Here is a 14,930-nt window from a genome sequence, read left to right as displayed (position 1 = left end):
AGCACCTGTTTAAACCACTCAGATCAAGTGAGTTATTTCACATTCACGGTGATGCCTGTTAGACCTGTAATCTCCGCACGCATCACATCACCACGAACCACAGCACCAACCCCTTCAGGCGTACCTGTAAAGATCAAGTCACCCGCTTTGAGTTCAAATAAGGTCGACAGATTGGCAATGGTTTCAGCAACTGACCAGATCAAATGGGTGATATCACTGCGTTGTACGGTTTCACCATTCACAGTCAAATGAATATCAGCCTGATTGATTTCACCAGTTTCCGTCATCGGGTGAATGGGGCCGATCGGCGCTGAAAAATCGAATGCTTTGCCAATTTCCCATGGACGCCCTTTTTCACGCATACTCATTTGCAAGTCACGGCGCGTCATGTCCAAACCAACGGCATAACCATAAATGTAATTTACGGCATCTTCGACCGAAACATTTTTAGCATCACGTCCCATCGCCACCACCAACTCAATTTCATAGTGATAGTTTGAGGTTTCGGTTGGATAAGGAATCTCTACTGCATCTTGATTGACTGGTACAATTGACTCTAAATCGTTCGGCTTACAAAAGAAAAATGGCGGCTCACGATCTGGATCAAAGCCCATTTCACGTGCATGGGCAGCGTAGTTACGCCCGACACAATAGACACGACGTACTGGAAATTGCTGATCTGAGCCATGAATAAACAGGCCCGCGGGTGTCATTGGCTGGAAAATAAAAGTCATGGCATATTCCTTGTTGATATAGGTTAAATCAGAGCCTTAAAACGCATCGGCTTGCTGTTCAGGTGCAGCTTTCTGGAACGCGTCGAGGGTCATACAATGCTGATAAATTTCATTAATTTGAGGATAAGCCGACAGCTCGACCTGAAAGCGTTGTGCCGATACGACTTGTGGAATCAAATAGGCATCAGCAATGCTGACTTGCTGGCCATAGCAGAACTTTTCCCGAGTTGAATCTTCAGCCAATAGGTGCTCTAAGGCTGAAAAGCCATCCTGAATCCACTTGGCACACCAAGCATTGATCTGATTCTGATCCAGTCCAAGCTGGCGTAAATACTCCAGTACACGCTTATTGTTTAAGGGATGAATATCACATCCAATCAAGGCTGCAATGGCACGTACTTTCTCTTTACCCAATGCATCTGCTGGTAACAGGGCTGGTTCAGGGTATTGCTGTTCTAACCATTCGATAATGGCAGGGCTTTGTAATAACGTGCCTGCTTCCGTTTCCAATACAGGAACAAAACCTTGTGGATTGAGCCTTTGAAAAGCTGCTTGATGATGCTCATTTTTCGCTAGCGATACATAGCTCGTCTCATAATCCAAACCCTTGAGATTCAGGACAATGCGGGTACGGTGCGATGTGCCACTACGGAAAAAACCATACAGTTTCATGGACTCACTCCTTCAGCATGACGGTCACGTATCGAATACAGGCCTAATTTGCGTTGCAAAGGGGCCTCATCGGCAATAAACACATAGCATGGCTGCGCAGATGTATTGATTAAATCAATAACAGCAAAACATGGCGCACATGCGGTATCTGCTTGGGTTAAATGGAAGTCCTGTTGATCAATCTGAATGGTCAGGCCACCTTCAATCACATGAAAGACCTGTGCAGTGGAACGCAAAGGCAAAGACAGGGTTTCATTCGGACGCAGGAGTAAAGCTGAATAACCCAGAATGTTCTGACAGTCTTTCCCTGTTTCAGGATTGACATAGGCCACTTGCAACGGATCCTGATAGCCAGTTTTTTCAGCTAAAGCATCTAGTACTTTTTTGGTGTCTTTCCAGGCATAACGCATCATCGGATAAGGGGCATCTTCACGACTAAAATGCGGAGTCGGTACAATACCTGCTGCATATTGAGGCGTAGAACCTTGATTAATCCGATCTACTTCCTGACGGCGGCCCTCTTCAACAAAAGAAGCTTCCATGTAATAAACCAGCGGTAAATCAAGGATATCCATCCAGATCACCGGTTGATCACCATCATGTCCATGCTCATGCCACAAACCAGATGGCGTCAGGATCATGTCGCCATGTTCCATAATGCATTTTTGCCCTTCGACCGTGGTATAGGCACCCTCTCCTTCAACAATGAGGCGCACCGCATTCGGTGCATGTCGATGTGCAGGTGCCCACTCTTGCGGAAGCAACAATTGCATACCTAAATACATGGCTGGACTGACCTTCATATTCTCCAAACCATGCCCTGGATTAGCGAGTGCCAAGACACGACGCTCGGCCTTTTCGATCGGCGTTAGCTCCCCAGCTTCCAGTAATAGAGGCTTAATCTGATGAAAATACCAAGCTGTTGCGACCGTTTGTGGTCTTGGCTTATTGGGTGGGATAAAGCTTCGTAAATTAGGCCATAACGGCACCAGATTTGACGCATTCAGCTCCTCACGATAACGTTCGGGTAGCTCTTCTAGCGTGCCTAAAGGTTCCATATGTCATTCCTTTTTCTGCCCATGGAGCACAATAATAATGACGATAATTTCATCAATATTCGGTGTTGGCTCAATGTAACAATCAGGATGTGTTGAATCTATGCACAAAAAACAATAGGCTGTATTGATAAAATCAATACGGTAGCTCATCGACATGTTTGATCTGGATACACGACTGCTGAAAATTTTCTTTGAAATTTATCAGCACAAAAGTATTTCTAAAGCAGCGGAACAGTTGGGTATTGGTCAACCCACGTTGAGTATTGCACTAAATAAACTCAGAGCACATTTTCGTGATCCATTGTTTGTGCGGATTGAAAATAAAATGCAGCCCACTGAGCTTGCTCAACAGATCTATCCGATGGTTGTCGAAATCTTAAACCGCTTGAAATTAGTCCAGAATTACAATATTGACTTTGATCCACAAACTTCGACTTATCAATTCCGTATCAGCATGACCGACATCAGTCATTTGGTGTTTTTACCACGTCTGATGAATTACATGCGTCAGCATGCACCCTCAATTCGACTGGAAATTTTACCAATTGATAGCCAAACCGCACCGATGATGTCAAATGGAGATATTGATCTCGCCATTGGATTTCTCCCTCAGTTGGAAGCTGGTTTTTACCAACAAACCCTGTTTCAGCAACATTACACCTGTATCGCCAGTCAACAGCATCCGAGACTGATAGGAACCAGCCTGTCTGCTTTGGAGTTCGCTCAGGAATTACATGTCGATATCTTGGCAACGGGGGGACATTATGTGGTGGAGCATGAGTTGCAAAAACACGGCGTCAATCGAAATATTCTGGTGCGTTTACCGAGTTATTTGGGAGTTGGTCTGATTGTCCGAGATACGGATACCATTGCGACAATCCCTCACTATCTGGCGCGGGTTTTTATGACCCAAGGTGGACTCAAGACTTTTGAACCGCCTTATAATTTCCCTCAATTCAGTGTCAAACAACACTGGCATTCACGTGTCCATCAGACCCCAAGTAATCAGTGGTTAAGGCAAATTTGCTTTAAACTGTTCTCGGCCTAATGCTTAGAGTAAGCTTAAAATAAAATAGCGCATCGAAATCGATGCGCTATTTGATATCTCATTCAATGACTGAAAAAACACCTATTCCACTCTAGAAATACCGGTTGAAATGGTAATGTGCTTATATTCAATAAAGTCATCCATCGCCGCCATACCATTCATTCGGCCAAGTCCAGAATTTTTGAAACCGCCTTCCTCAAACTCATCATAAACCACAGCCCAATCATTGATCCAAACCGTGCCTGCTTCCATTTCCGTCGCCACCCGCAACGGTAAATCCACATCACGACTCCAGATTGAAGCCGCTAAACCATATTGATTGTCATTGGCGAGCGCAATCGCTTCCGCTTCCGTATCAAACACCTGTAAAGTCAGCACTGGCCCAAAGGTTTCTTCCTGAATGATTTCCATCGAATTATCATTCACTTCAAGCAAGGTTGGGCGGTAGAAAGCCCCTTTCGCCAACTCACCCTCAGTGATCGGCCCACCACGAACAATGACCTTCGCTCCTTCGGCAATCGCTTTTTCAACCACCGCATCGACACGTGCTACATTATTTTTGTCGATCAATGGTCCCATATCACTGCTTGGATCAGCAGCAGGGCCAACTTTAACTGCTTCCAAGCGCTGAGCCAGTTTCTGTTTTAGTTCATCTGCCAGCTCACGTTGCACCAATAAACGTGAACCAGTCATACAGAACTGCCCAGCGAAGATGGTGAGCGCTTTTTCTAACTTCGGCAAGACCAGATCGAGATCAGCATCTTTAAACACAATCATCGGCGTTTTACCCCCTAGCTCTAAGCCAAATCGTTTCAGATGTTGCGCACCTGTGGCCGAAATGGCCTTACCAGTTGCCGTGCTGCCTGTAAAGCTAATCACAGGGACATCTGCAGATTCAACCAATAGGCGTGCTCCACCTCCAGTTGACTCACTAAAAAGATTGATCACCCCCTGTGGTAATGAAGAAAGCTCAGAAAAAATTCGGGAGATCACCGCATTGGTTTGTGCGGTTTGACCCGGCATCTTAATGACTGTTGTAGTGCCCGCGGCCAATGCAGGTGCCAGTGAACGAATCATTAAAACCACTGGAGAATTCCACGGCACAATAATTCCAGACACACCCATCGGTTCACGCAAAACCATGGAATAGCTGCCTGGCTTTGGTTCTAATGCTCTACCGTACTCGGTCAAGGTTAATGCCGCGTAATAACGTAATTTGGCAGGAACCATCGTCACTTCAAAGCTGGCTTCTGCTTTAATTTTTCCATTTTCAGTGGCAAGGATCTCAATCAACTCATCTGCATGGCGTTCAAAAGCATCGGCCATTTCATTGAGTACTTTTGCGCGTAAACGGCGGTCACGCTTCCAATCGGTTTTTTTTAATGCGGTCTTTGCTGCCCATATAGCAGCTTCCACCTGCTCTACCGTCGCATTGGCATATTGCCCGATCACTTCATATGTTGCTGGATTTATCGACTGTATATGCTGATGAGAGTCCACCCACTCACCATTAATCCAGTTTTTAGCTAGTCTATTCATCTGCACATCCTAAAAATGAAAATAAGAGAAGATCGGCTGGGTCCTCAATCAAATATTTGTTTGCTACCATGTTCACCATCCTCTTTCACTCATACAATCGACAATCTAAGCAATTGCCAAACTGCAACCCATGCTATTTCTAAACAACACTTGCAAGTTACTTTGGATTCATGGGTTTGACTTGTGATGGCAATACATCGTTAGCGTAAATGCGGATTGAATTCCCGATCTTCTGAGATCACCCGATATCAATAGGGGTTAAAGCGAGGCAAACACCCTACCAAATGAAGTTTTTTGTTCGCTAGACCACAAAAAGCAAAACCATGATTCGCTTTTTCCGAACAATACCTTATGACGACTGTTGCAAAGTGCTCTGAATCTGGCTATCCCAAGGCGTGGGATGGCCAATTTTTCTGGATAGAAAATCAACCAAAGCTTGAATTTTAGGAGTGGCTCGATTCGACATGCGATAAACCACTGAAATATTGCCTCCCGAAGGAGAAAACTCAGGCAAGATCACCTTGAGTTGCTGCTGGCAAATGGCGTCTGCGGCAAGAAAACTAGGTAAAATCGCAATCCCCAAGCCAAGCTTGGCGGCTTCCAATAATTGATGACCACTATCTGTGCGCAGATAAGGTGAAATGCGAAAAAAAGCCTTCTTAGCATCGACAGGGAGTTGCCACATACCATGTGGTTCTCGGGACAAATACAACAGACCACGATGTTGCAACAGCTCATTGGGATGTGTTGGTCTTCCATATGCTTGTAAGTAGTCTGGACTTGCGCAAATATAATGATGATTCGGTGCTATCGTTTGACTGATTAGATTGGAATCGGGTAATTCCCCCATCCGAATCGCTGCATCATAATGACCATTATTCAAATTGACGAACTGATCACTCGACTCAATATCCAGCTTGAGTTCAGGATACAGTTGCATGAACTCCGCCAAATAAGGCGCGAGAAATTGAATGTTAAACGCCTGTGGTACCGATAAACGAAAACTGCCACTTAAATGCTCATGCCGAGCACTAATAGACGCTTCCAAGTCACTTAACTCCGCCAGAATCTTGGTCGACTGCCGATAAAATTCCTGCCCAGCCTCGGTGAGCAACATACTCCGACCACGATGAATCAGTGCGGCAGATAAACGCTGTTCCAATTGTTGAATCCGTTGGCTCACCACCGATTTGGTAATGCCCAGACGTTTCGCTGCGTGGGTAATACTGCCTGCTTCAACCACAGCGATATAAGTTTGCATTTCAACAATCTGGTTCAAAAGGCACTCCCTATCTGGGTTTAGTCGTAGACTGATGTTAGGTCTAATCGTGCCTGCTTGAATAGTCTGTTCTTGCAATACTAAGTCTTATCCATGCAACAATCCAAGCAATGTCCTTTACTGTTTATTATTTATGTATTTTTTGCTCTAAAAGCACTTTTATTTTCATACTGAGGAAATCAACAACAGGACCTAAAGCCTGATGTTGTTGTTGCCAATTTTGCTTGCCTATCTTACCTTTATATTCTTGGATCATGCGCTGCAAAACAGGCTGATGTTGCGGTTGTAACTGAGCAACCACCCATTGCGCAGCCTGATCTTTAGGTGCAATCTCGTTCGTCACTAAACTAAAATAAATACGGCATAAGGCCAAAATTTGATTACGCTCATCGGCATCCTCATCCCAATGCGCCACAATCGATGGATAGGTGTCTGCCATCGCCTGCCAGAGTTGCTGTTCAGGAATCTCAGCTGACCACTGCGTCAGACTTGGCCCCAACAAACTACGATGATGCAGTTGTGCTTTCTTCAGCAAAATACTCAGATCTGGGTCTGCATGTTCGCTAAGTATATTGCCTTGGCTTAATTCCTCCCGTAACCATTCCCCAAATTGCAGTTCGTAGCTGAGCGGATAACTTCCCGAAACAATATGATCTTTGTGTACGATGGTGACTTCAAGTGCACGTTGTGCAGTACCAATCGGATGCGAAATGTGTAATAAGGTTTCTGCCAGTTGCTGTCGTTGCTGGAATGTCAGTGCTTGACTCACCACAACCAAAACATCCAGATCACTTTCTGGACCTAGCCCGCCATCAACAGCTGAACCATACAGATAAATGGCAAAGAGGGATTCACCCAAAAGCTGCTGTAAAGATCCTGTTAACTGTTCGAGTTGCAAGGTTTCAGACATACTTGACCTCTTTGTCAATCGCATAAAAAAGGGCAGGATTTTCATCCTGCCCTTGGTCTTATTCCCACTCAATCGTTGCTGGTGGTTTAGATGAAACATCGTAGACGACGCGTGAAACATCTTTAATTTCGTTCATGATACGGGTTGAAATTTTATCAACCAAATCATACGGTAAATGCGCAAAGCGTGCTGTCATAAAGTCAACGGTTTCCACGGCACGAAGTGCAATCACCCATGCATAACGGCGACCATCACCCACCACACCCACTGATTTTACAGGTTGGAATACTGCAAATGCTTGTGCAGTTTTGTCGTACCAACCGCTGTCACGCAGTTCTTGCATAAAGATGTCGTCAGCAAGACGAAGAATATCTGCATATTCTTTTTTCACTTCACCCAAAATACGCACACCCAAACCTGGACCTGGGAACGGATGACGGTAAATCATGCTATGCGGTAAACCAATGGTGGTACCTAATTTACGTACTTCGTCTTTAAACAAGTCACGTAATGGCTCAACCAATTCAAATTCTAAATCATCAGGTAAACCACCCACGTTGTGGTGTGATTTAATCACGTGTGCTTTACCTTGTTTGCTTGCAGCAGATTCAATTACGTCTGGATAAATCGTACCCTGTGCCAAGAATTTCACGCCATCAAGTTTACGTGCTTCTTCGGCAAAAACTGCGATGAACTCACGACCAATGATTTTACGCTTTTTCTCAGGATCAACTTCACCTGCCAACGCAGCTAAGAAGCGCTGTTCAGCATCAGCACGAATGACACGGATCCCCATGTTTTCTGCAAACATTTGCATCACTTGATCACCTTCGTTTAAACGAAGTAAACCATTGTCCACAAATACACAGGTCAACTGATCACCAATGGCTTTATGCAATAACGCAGCAACCACAGATGAATCCACACCACCAGACAAACCTAATAGAACTTTTTCATCGCCAATTTGTGCACGTAACTGTTCTACGCGTAAGTCGATAATGTGTTCAGGCGTCCAAAGACCGCGGCAACCACAAATCTGATGTACGAAGTTAGACAGTAGTTCAGCACCCTTTGCCGTGTGAGTCACTTCTGGGTGGAACTGAACGCCATAGAAACGACGTGTTTCATCACTCACCGCAGCAAATGGGCAGCTAGGTGTGCTTGCGGTAACTTGGAAACCTTCCGGAATTGCACTTACTTTATCGCCATGACTCATCCATACGTGAAGTTGGTTCTCGCGATCTTGCAAGTTACCAATTAAATGATCACGTACTAGAATATCCACTTCTGCATAACCAAACTCATGTACTGTACCTGGCTCTACTTTACCGCCAAGTTGTTCAGACATGGTTTGTAAACCATAGCAAATACCCAACACTGGTACGCCTAATTCAAATACAACTTGCGGCGCGCGTGGGCTTCCTTCTTCATGTACGCTCTCAGGGCCGCCTGATAAAATAATCCCGTTCGGATTAAACGCACGAATGTCTTCTTCAGACATATCGAATGCATACATTTCAGAATAGACACCCGCTTCACGTACACGACGTGCAATCAGCTGGCTATATTGAGAGCCGAAATCCAAAATAAGGATACGATCTTCAGTAATTTGAGTATTGGTCGTCATGGTTCATCTTAAAGGCAAATGAATTAAGCGCCATATTCTAACATTTTTCACGCTTTGGCGCATCGCAATTCATCATCTATCTTGTTTTTTCATTGAACAGCTGAATCAACACTGATATTTAAACTAAAATTTCACAGCAAAGCACAAAATAAGGAGAGTTAAATCAATAATTCTTGCCCATTCTGCTCAACACAAAGCAAAAATTGGTGCTAAGATGACGAGTCAAGATATGCATTACCATGGAAAGGTATTCAATCGACAGCATCGTTGCCTTTTTATACGATTGTGATGTCCTGATTCAAAGGAAAAATTAAAGGGTAACTCAAAAATTAATGGTCTTGGTGTTTCATCAATGACCGAAAATATTTCACTATCATCTAGCGCTTGCCCGACCACGAGCAACAATTAGGACTTGAAAGGACCAATAAAATAATGTTTCAAGAAATGATTGCGGATTTTCAACAGAATTTCTGGTTATATATTTCAATCCCCTTTATCAGTGGTTTTATTGGTTATGTAACCAAGGTTATTGCCATTCAAATGATGTTCTCACCACTTGAGTTTAAAGGGTTGCGATTATTTGGTCTTCCACTCGGATGGCAAGGGATTGTTCCCCGTAAAGCAGAGAAGATGGCCACCACAGCAGTGGAGTTGATGACCTCCAAGCTGATTAAACCCGAAGAAATTTTTGCCCGACTCGACCCCAAACGTATTGCCCAAGAAATTGAAAAACCATTGATGGCAGCGGCTGAGGACATTACCCGTGAAGTGGCACAACAATACCAACCCGGTCTATGGGAAGGCATGCCTGAGTTTGCACGACAAAAACTGATTAAGCGTGTTCAAGCCAAAGCACCAGAGATTGTTGAACACATTATGAGTGAAGTGCAGAAGGACGTTGCCAAGTACTTCGACATCAAACATATGGTGATCAACAACCTGCTTAAGGATAAACGTCTGCTCAATGAAATCTTTAAGAAAGTCGGCAAACAGGAATTTAAATTCTTTAGTAATGTCGGTTTCGTCTTTGGTTTTGCGATTGGTGTGGTCCAAATGCTGTGCTGGATCGTGACCCAAGGTAAATATCCATGGATGCTGCCGATGTTTGGTGGATTTGTCGGCTTCTTTAGCGACTGGATGGCCTTGCAAATGATGTTCCGTCCGTTATACCCAAAAAAGATCATGGGTTATACTTGGCAGGGTCTATTCATTAAACGTCAAAATGAAGTCGCCGCTGACTATGCCGCACTCATTTCTAAACAGTTGCTGACCTCACGCAATATGATGGAAGAGTTGTTCTCAGGCACACATTCAGACAAAGTCATCGAGTTAGTGAGTCGTCAAGTCAAACAAGAAATCGATTTACAGGCCGGTATTGTACGTCCATTGGTGGTCTATGCGATTGGTGGTGAGAAATATCAAAACCTGAAAACCGAAGTGGCAGAGCGTATTCTCAAGCAACTTCCAGACACCATGCGCTATGTGGAGTCTTATGCGGAAGATGCGATGAATGTGCGCAATACGCTGGTTGAACGGATGCAGAAACTGAGTCCAGAAGAATTTGAAGGGATGCTACGTCCCGCATTCAAAGAAGATGAATGGTCTTTGATTATTGTCGGTGCTGTACTGGGTTTCCTCGTCGGGGAAATGCAAATCCATTTCATGCTCTAAAACATCAGACATCAAAAAAAGGAAGCTTGAGCTTCCTTTTTTTATACTTTTATCGATGCGAATATTTTTCGATTTTAATCACTTCGATATCGGTTGGTTTATAGCGATGGGTATCCACTTCACCCACTAAACGTACATGATCACCCACTTTTAACCCTGCTTGATGCCAAAGATCATCATCAATTTCAACGCTGATCGTACCGCTCGAATCTTTAAACTCATAATGGTCGCTTTGCAGATGTTTGCTAATCTGGCCAGTCAGAGTGACACCGGTTTCATCGGCCAATTTCGCGACTTGGCTTACGGTCACCACATTCTTTGCCGCTTCCTGTACCAATACATGATCATCCTTACCTGCCCATGCTAGGCTTGATAAACCTGTAACGACCACCAACCCACAACTGATCAACATTTTTTTCATTTTCATGTCCTATTTGTTTTAACCATTTATGATCTAAACAGAAATAAGCACGGCTGTCGGCTTCAGTTTGTAAGTAAGCGAGTGAGACATACGAATTTAACCCCGCGACTGAGCGCGGGGCAAGCTCTGATGAGCTTATTATTTTTCAATCAGATGATCGAGGCTAATACGACCTGCACCATAGAGCATCAACATAAAGAAGCCACCTGCCATCGCAAAGTTCTTCATAAAGTTAATCGCATCTTCTGCACCAGCATGGAAGATAAAGGCTGTAATAATACTAAAAAGACCTAAACCCAAAGATGCAAAACGTGTTTGGAAACCAAATAGTAGAGCCAAGCCACCACCAAACTCAACCAAGATCACCAAAGGTAATAACGCACCTGGAACACCCATGGATTCCATATAACTCACTGTACCCGCATAGCCTACGATCTTGCCCCAACCTGCAACAAGAAAAATATAAGCCAATAACAAACGCGCAATCAAAGTCACAACATTGGCCACGCCAGACTGTGTTACGATATTTTTTACAACAACATTCGGATTAAACATAATCAATTTCCACACTGTTTGTTTTTTAACATGCTAGCAGTTTATGTAGCTTTAATTTTGCAATAAACACCAATTTAGTTAACATATCGTTCCTTATTTGCAACAATAAGAATATTTTTCTGCCTCAAGCCCTCTCCTCATCTGTTCTGAAAAGTTACCAATTAATTTGCTTTTTATACTGACTTTCTACAGAGGCGCTGCTAGGATTTAGTCCACATTCATAGTGTTAACACCTCCATGGAACTCATTGATTTTATTCTGCACGTTGACGAACACCTTTTAGAATTTATTACCAATTATGGCGTTTGGATTTATGCCATTTTATTCTTAATTATTTTTGTTGAAACTGGTTTGGTGGTGATGCCATTTTTACCAGGAGATAGCTTGTTATTTGCAGCTGGTGCATTAGCAGCGTCTACAGGTGCAATGGATCCATGGGTGCTTGGCATTCTATTATTTATCGCCGCCGTTTTAGGTGACACCTTAAACTATCATATTGGCCGTTACGTGGGTCCACGCGTATTTGAAACCAATTCACGTTTTATCAATAAACAACATTTGCTTAAAACCCAAGCATTCTTTCAACGTCACGGCGGTAAAACTATTATTTTTGCCCGCTTTGTGCCTTTTGCGCGTACCTTCGCTCCTTTTGTGGCGGGTGCTGGCAGTATGAACTATAAGTACTTCTTGACCTATAACGTCGTGGGTGCATTTTGCTGGATCGCATCGTTCATTACGCTTGGCTATTTATTCGGAAATATGCCAATCGTGAAAGATAATTTTACCCATCTCATTTTCGGTATCATTATTATCAGTGTATTACCGGGTGTGATTGGCTTCATTCGCCAGAAAATGAAGGGCGCCAAAGCGTAATAAATTGAAGCTTAGTTTAAAACAAACGAAAGATCATTGGCAGCATACAAATCAGTAATAACATGGCCGATCCTTTATATAGATGATCGGCTTTGATTCCCACCAAACTTCCCGCCAGTAAAGCACGTCCAAACAGCATCCAGAAAATACTGACTGGAATCAAAATAAGACTAAAAATCGCAAAAACCAGCGCGGCTTGCTCAATCGAGTTCCATGTTTCACTTGGAAAAATACCAGAGGCCAACAAGACTGTTTTCGGATTTTTCAAGGTTGAGAGAAACAGCTGTCTTTTACGGATATGTTGGTGATGTTGATCTAGTTTTTGTAGGTGTGAGCCTTTCCACAGATGGAATGCCATCCACAGCACATAGAGCAAACTGAGCGTATGTAGAATTGCGCCAATTGCAGGCCAAATCGGATCAAATAAATGAATGAAAAGCGCCCATAAACTAATGCCATACAGATAACCCAACCATTCAATTGGGATAAAAGTCATCGTTTTAGGTACACCGTGTTGATGTGTTGCACTGGCAAGCAAAGCATTGGTCGGACCTGGTATTAACAATACCGCCAACATCGCCAAAACAAAAAACCAACTCTCAATCATATACATACCGAACGACTATACATGGGCGCCACCTTAAACGAATTTAGGGCAAAAACACAAATTTTAGCAGTGTGGCTGAACGAGACAAATCAGTAAGTTGCGGGGCATTACCAATTCAATTATTTGATTTTTATCATTATATTTTGAAACATTTTGCTATAATTTAGTTACTGACCGCCATCTTGTGCGATGACGATCAGTTCTCAAAATTTACGATTTTGGGCGTTGTTTTACAATGATTGGGCAACCTTTAAATTTTGCTGCCTGTACAATCGCATCTTGTTGGCCTAATACATTGGCAAGTTCAGTATTTTTGGTATTCATCGACTGTCCCATATTGACCGAGATCGATGGACCAAAGCCCCAACCGCCTCTGCCCCAGCCACCACCAAGGCCAAGACCGACACCCACACCTGTACGTTTTGGCGTTTGCACACCATTTTCGATATAAAGCTGAATACGGTTGTACTCGGCTTGCAACTGCTGGCAATTCAGTGCTTGATATTGTGTCGGCGATACATAAGCTGGCTTAACCGTTGATGCACATGCACCCAATAACATGCTCGCTGCCAAAACAGGCATCCAATATAAGCGTTTCATAAGATTCTCTTATTTCTTTGATTCAATCTCATTGAACAGGGTCACATAAGCGACGGTCAATTTGTGGTCAGATGCCAAATGAATCAAGGGTAAATTCTTTTGATGTGATTCTTTCATCAAGATCGATGGCGGCAACATGCTATCCAGCACAGGCAAACCTTCATCTTTTAACTGTTGAACCACTTCACGAGGTAATTTTGCCTGAGATTGGAACTGATTGACCACAATTCCCTCAATCTCCAAGCGATCATTATGATCATCTTGGGTTTCGAGCACATTTTCAATCAAAGTTTGTAACGCACGTTTTGAAAACACGTCACAATCAAACGGAATCAGCACGCGATCTGCTGAAATTAATGCAGATAAAGTAAAGAAGTTAAACGCGGGCGGTGTATCAATAAAGATACGGTCATAGCGTGCACTGAGAGACTGAATCGAATCACGTAATTTATAAATTTTGTGTTTACTTTCTAGTGCATGCTCTAATGCACCTAGGCTTGGGCTTGCAGGAATCACATCCAGATTGTCAAAAGTAGTCCGATGTACATAACTATCCAAACCTTTGCCACGTGGTGCTTTCAGGATTGAACCAATCGCATTGCCGATCAAGCCCTTTTGCTGCGTACTCCCTAAAATATCATCAAAGAAGTTTTCAATGTTTGGCTCTAATGCTGCTTTGTCAGCAGAATAGGTTGCATCTTCACCTAAAAGGTATTGGCTTGAATTCGCTTGTGGATCAAGGTCAATCACCAAGGTTCTGAATCCCTGTTTCGCGCTAATCGCAGCGAGATTGACTGTAATACTTGATTTCCCCACACCACCTTTTTGGTTAAACACCACACGCGTTAACATGATTTCCCTCTATAATATTTTTGTAAACTGCACGCAGTTTAACCTAGTGACAAAACAATTACTCAAACAATGTGTCAAACAATCAGGCAAAAACCGGCTTAATCATCACCAAACCGAGAATCCCCACCATCGCCACCGTCCCGATGAGTAATCCTGCACGGCGTTGTTCCAATAAAATGCTACTGTCCTTTTTATAGGTTTTAATCAAAGAAGACCACAACACAAAAAATAAAATCACTTTGGCGTAGAACCAAGGCTGCACCTCAAAGTTATTCTTGAACAGTAAAACCGCACCCGTCACAATAATTAAGGTCAAAGCCAGATGTTGCAAACCCACCAAGCCTTTACGTGCTTTTGGATTGGGTTGTTGATCTTGTACACCAACAAAGAGTGTTGAACCACGTAATACAAAAGCAATGATCAATAAGCTCACTGCAGACATATGCACAATTTTAGTGAGTAAATGGATATCCATCATTGATCC

16 protein-coding genes are annotated in these 14,930 nt (G+C 43.4%); 3 read left to right on the top strand and 13 right to left on the bottom strand.

Annotated features, from left to right (window positions below):
• Positions 1-32: 32 nt before the first annotated feature.
• The 3 genes from A7P55_RS12925 to A7P55_RS12915 are packed head-to-tail and all read right to left on the bottom strand — an operon-like array spanning position 33 to position 2,464.
• The gene (locus A7P55_RS12925) at positions 33-734 is read right to left on the bottom strand and encodes a fumarylacetoacetate hydrolase family protein (RefSeq protein WP_171552402.1); all 702 of its coding nucleotides are present in this window, start codon (positions 732-734) and stop codon (positions 33-35) included.
• Between the two features lie 36 nt (positions 735-770).
• The gene (maiA, locus tag A7P55_RS12920) at positions 771-1,406 is read right to left on the bottom strand and encodes a maleylacetoacetate isomerase (protein WP_171552401.1); all 636 of its coding nucleotides are present in this window, start codon (positions 1,404-1,406) and stop codon (positions 771-773) included.
• Positions 1,403-2,464 (bottom strand): cupin domain-containing protein, encoded by a 1,062-nt coding sequence (locus tag A7P55_RS12915; protein WP_171552400.1) that lies wholly within the window; start codon positions 2,462-2,464, stop codon positions 1,403-1,405. Before A7P55_RS12915 ends, maiA begins: the two co-directional genes overlap by 4 nt.
• A gap of 154 nt (positions 2,465-2,618) precedes the next feature.
• Here A7P55_RS12915 and A7P55_RS12910 point away from each other — a divergent pair, with 154 nt between their 5' ends.
• The gene (locus A7P55_RS12910) at positions 2,619-3,512 is read left to right on the top strand and encodes a LysR family transcriptional regulator (RefSeq protein WP_171552399.1); all 894 of its coding nucleotides are present in this window, start codon (positions 2,619-2,621) and stop codon (positions 3,510-3,512) included.
• An 81-nt stretch (positions 3,513-3,593) separates the two neighbouring features.
• On the opposite strand, the gene A7P55_RS12905 is transcribed toward A7P55_RS12910, so the two are convergent.
• The 4 genes from A7P55_RS12905 to guaA form a co-directional block, all read right to left on the bottom strand.
• On the bottom strand, positions 3,594-5,051 hold the full coding sequence (locus A7P55_RS12905; protein WP_171552398.1) for an aldehyde dehydrogenase family protein: 1,458 nt from the start codon (positions 5,049-5,051) through the stop codon (positions 3,594-3,596).
• 349 nt (positions 5,052-5,400) lie between these two features.
• On the bottom strand, positions 5,401-6,330 hold the full coding sequence (locus A7P55_RS12900) for a LysR family transcriptional regulator (protein ID WP_171552397.1): 930 nt from the start codon (positions 6,328-6,330) through the stop codon (positions 5,401-5,403).
• A gap of 127 nt (positions 6,331-6,457) precedes the next feature.
• Entirely contained in the window at positions 6,458-7,339 is an 882-nt protein-coding gene (locus A7P55_RS12895) for an ANT(3'')-II family aminoglycoside nucleotidyltransferase (protein WP_252727861.1), read from the bottom strand.
• Entirely contained in the window at positions 7,299-8,867 is a 1,569-nt protein-coding gene (guaA, locus tag A7P55_RS12890; protein WP_171552395.1) for a glutamine-hydrolyzing GMP synthase, read from the bottom strand. The genes A7P55_RS12895 and guaA overlap by 41 nt, the downstream gene beginning before the upstream one ends.
• Positions 8,868-9,311: 444 nt before the next feature.
• Here guaA and A7P55_RS12885 point away from each other — a divergent pair, with 444 nt between their 5' ends.
• The gene (locus A7P55_RS12885) at positions 9,312-10,538 is read left to right on the top strand and encodes a DUF445 family protein (protein WP_171487949.1); all 1,227 of its coding nucleotides are present in this window, start codon (positions 9,312-9,314) and stop codon (positions 10,536-10,538) included.
• Between the two features lie 49 nt (positions 10,539-10,587).
• On the opposite strand, the gene A7P55_RS12880 is transcribed toward A7P55_RS12885, so the two are convergent.
• On the bottom strand, positions 10,588-10,959 hold the full coding sequence (locus A7P55_RS12880; protein ID WP_171552394.1) for a NirD/YgiW/YdeI family stress tolerance protein: 372 nt from the start codon (positions 10,957-10,959) through the stop codon (positions 10,588-10,590).
• Between the two features lie 138 nt (positions 10,960-11,097).
• Positions 11,098-11,514, bottom strand: coding sequence for a DoxX family protein (locus tag A7P55_RS12875; protein WP_171552393.1), 417 nt, complete (start codon positions 11,512-11,514; stop codon positions 11,098-11,100).
• Positions 11,515-11,751: 237 nt separating this feature from the next.
• Here A7P55_RS12875 and A7P55_RS12870 point away from each other — a divergent pair, with 237 nt between their 5' ends.
• Positions 11,752-12,387 carry a DedA family protein gene (locus A7P55_RS12870; protein WP_171552392.1) on the top strand — a complete coding sequence of 212 codons (636 nt, stop codon included), beginning with the start codon at positions 11,752-11,754 and terminating at the stop codon, positions 12,385-12,387.
• Between the two features lie 16 nt (positions 12,388-12,403).
• Here A7P55_RS12870 and A7P55_RS12865 read toward each other — a convergent pair whose 3' ends face one another.
• The 4 genes from A7P55_RS12865 to A7P55_RS12850 form a co-directional block, all read right to left on the bottom strand.
• Complete coding sequence (locus A7P55_RS12865) at positions 12,404-12,994, bottom strand: LysE family transporter (RefSeq protein ID WP_005200752.1); 591 nt, start codon at positions 12,992-12,994, stop codon at positions 12,404-12,406.
• Positions 12,995-13,204: 210 nt separating this feature from the next.
• Positions 13,205-13,594, bottom strand: a complete 390-nt coding sequence (locus A7P55_RS12860) for a hypothetical protein (RefSeq protein WP_004801913.1) — start codon at positions 13,592-13,594, stop codon at positions 13,205-13,207.
• Positions 13,595-13,603: 9 nt separating this feature from the next.
• Entirely contained in the window at positions 13,604-14,446 is an 843-nt protein-coding gene (locus A7P55_RS12855) for a ParA family protein (RefSeq protein WP_171552391.1), read from the bottom strand.
• Between the two features lie 82 nt (positions 14,447-14,528).
• Positions 14,529-14,921 (bottom strand): SirB2 family protein, encoded by a 393-nt coding sequence (locus A7P55_RS12850; protein WP_171552390.1) that lies wholly within the window; start codon positions 14,919-14,921, stop codon positions 14,529-14,531.
• Positions 14,922-14,930 lie beyond the last annotated feature (9 nt).

Source organism: Acinetobacter sp. Ac_5812, from assembly GCF_013072695.1.
Taxonomy (GTDB): domain Bacteria; phylum Pseudomonadota; class Gammaproteobacteria; order Pseudomonadales; family Moraxellaceae; genus Acinetobacter.
Note: the sequence above shows the minus strand (reverse complement) of the source record. Positions and strands in the feature narration are given on the sequence as shown.

What these genes read in the sequence shown, in the direction of transcription:
- A7P55_RS12925 (WP_171552402.1), bottom strand. Translation starts at nt 734, where the DNA reads ATGACTTTTATTTTCCAGCCAATGACACCCGCGGGCCTGTTTATTCAT.
- A7P55_RS12855 (WP_171552391.1), bottom strand. Translation starts at nt 14,446, where the DNA reads ATGTTAACGCGTGTGGTGTTTAACCAAAAAGGTGGTGTGGGGAAATCA.
- A7P55_RS12895 (WP_252727861.1), bottom strand. Translation starts at nt 7,339, where the DNA reads ATGTTTCATCTAAACCACCAGCAACGATTGAGTGGGAATAAGACCAAG.
- A7P55_RS12885 (WP_171487949.1), top strand. Translation starts at nt 9,312, where the DNA reads ATGATTGCGGATTTTCAACAGAATTTCTGGTTATATATTTCAATCCCC.
- A7P55_RS12865 (WP_005200752.1), bottom strand. Translation starts at nt 12,994, where the DNA reads ATGATTGAGAGTTGGTTTTTTGTTTTGGCGATGTTGGCGGTATTGTTA.
- A7P55_RS12880 (WP_171552394.1), bottom strand. Translation starts at nt 10,959, where the DNA reads ATGAAAAAAATGTTGATCAGTTGTGGGTTGGTGGTCGTTACAGGTTTA.
- A7P55_RS12875 (WP_171552393.1), bottom strand. Translation starts at nt 11,514, where the DNA reads ATGTTTAATCCGAATGTTGTTGTAAAAAATATCGTAACACAGTCTGGC.
- A7P55_RS12870 (WP_171552392.1), top strand. Translation starts at nt 11,752, where the DNA reads ATGGAACTCATTGATTTTATTCTGCACGTTGACGAACACCTTTTAGAA.
- A7P55_RS12850 (WP_171552390.1), bottom strand. Translation starts at nt 14,921, where the DNA reads ATGGATATCCATTTACTCACTAAAATTGTGCATATGTCTGCAGTGAGC.
- A7P55_RS12915 (WP_171552400.1), bottom strand. Translation starts at nt 2,464, where the DNA reads ATGGAACCTTTAGGCACGCTAGAAGAGCTACCCGAACGTTATCGTGAG.
- A7P55_RS12905 (WP_171552398.1), bottom strand. Translation starts at nt 5,051, where the DNA reads ATGAATAGACTAGCTAAAAACTGGATTAATGGTGAGTGGGTGGACTCT.
- A7P55_RS12910 (WP_171552399.1), top strand. Translation starts at nt 2,619, where the DNA reads ATGTTTGATCTGGATACACGACTGCTGAAAATTTTCTTTGAAATTTAT.
- guaA (WP_171552395.1), bottom strand. Translation starts at nt 8,867, where the DNA reads ATGACGACCAATACTCAAATTACTGAAGATCGTATCCTTATTTTGGAT.
- maiA (WP_171552401.1), bottom strand. Translation starts at nt 1,406, where the DNA reads ATGAAACTGTATGGTTTTTTCCGTAGTGGCACATCGCACCGTACCCGC.
- A7P55_RS12860 (WP_004801913.1), bottom strand. Translation starts at nt 13,594, where the DNA reads ATGAAACGCTTATATTGGATGCCTGTTTTGGCAGCGAGCATGTTATTG.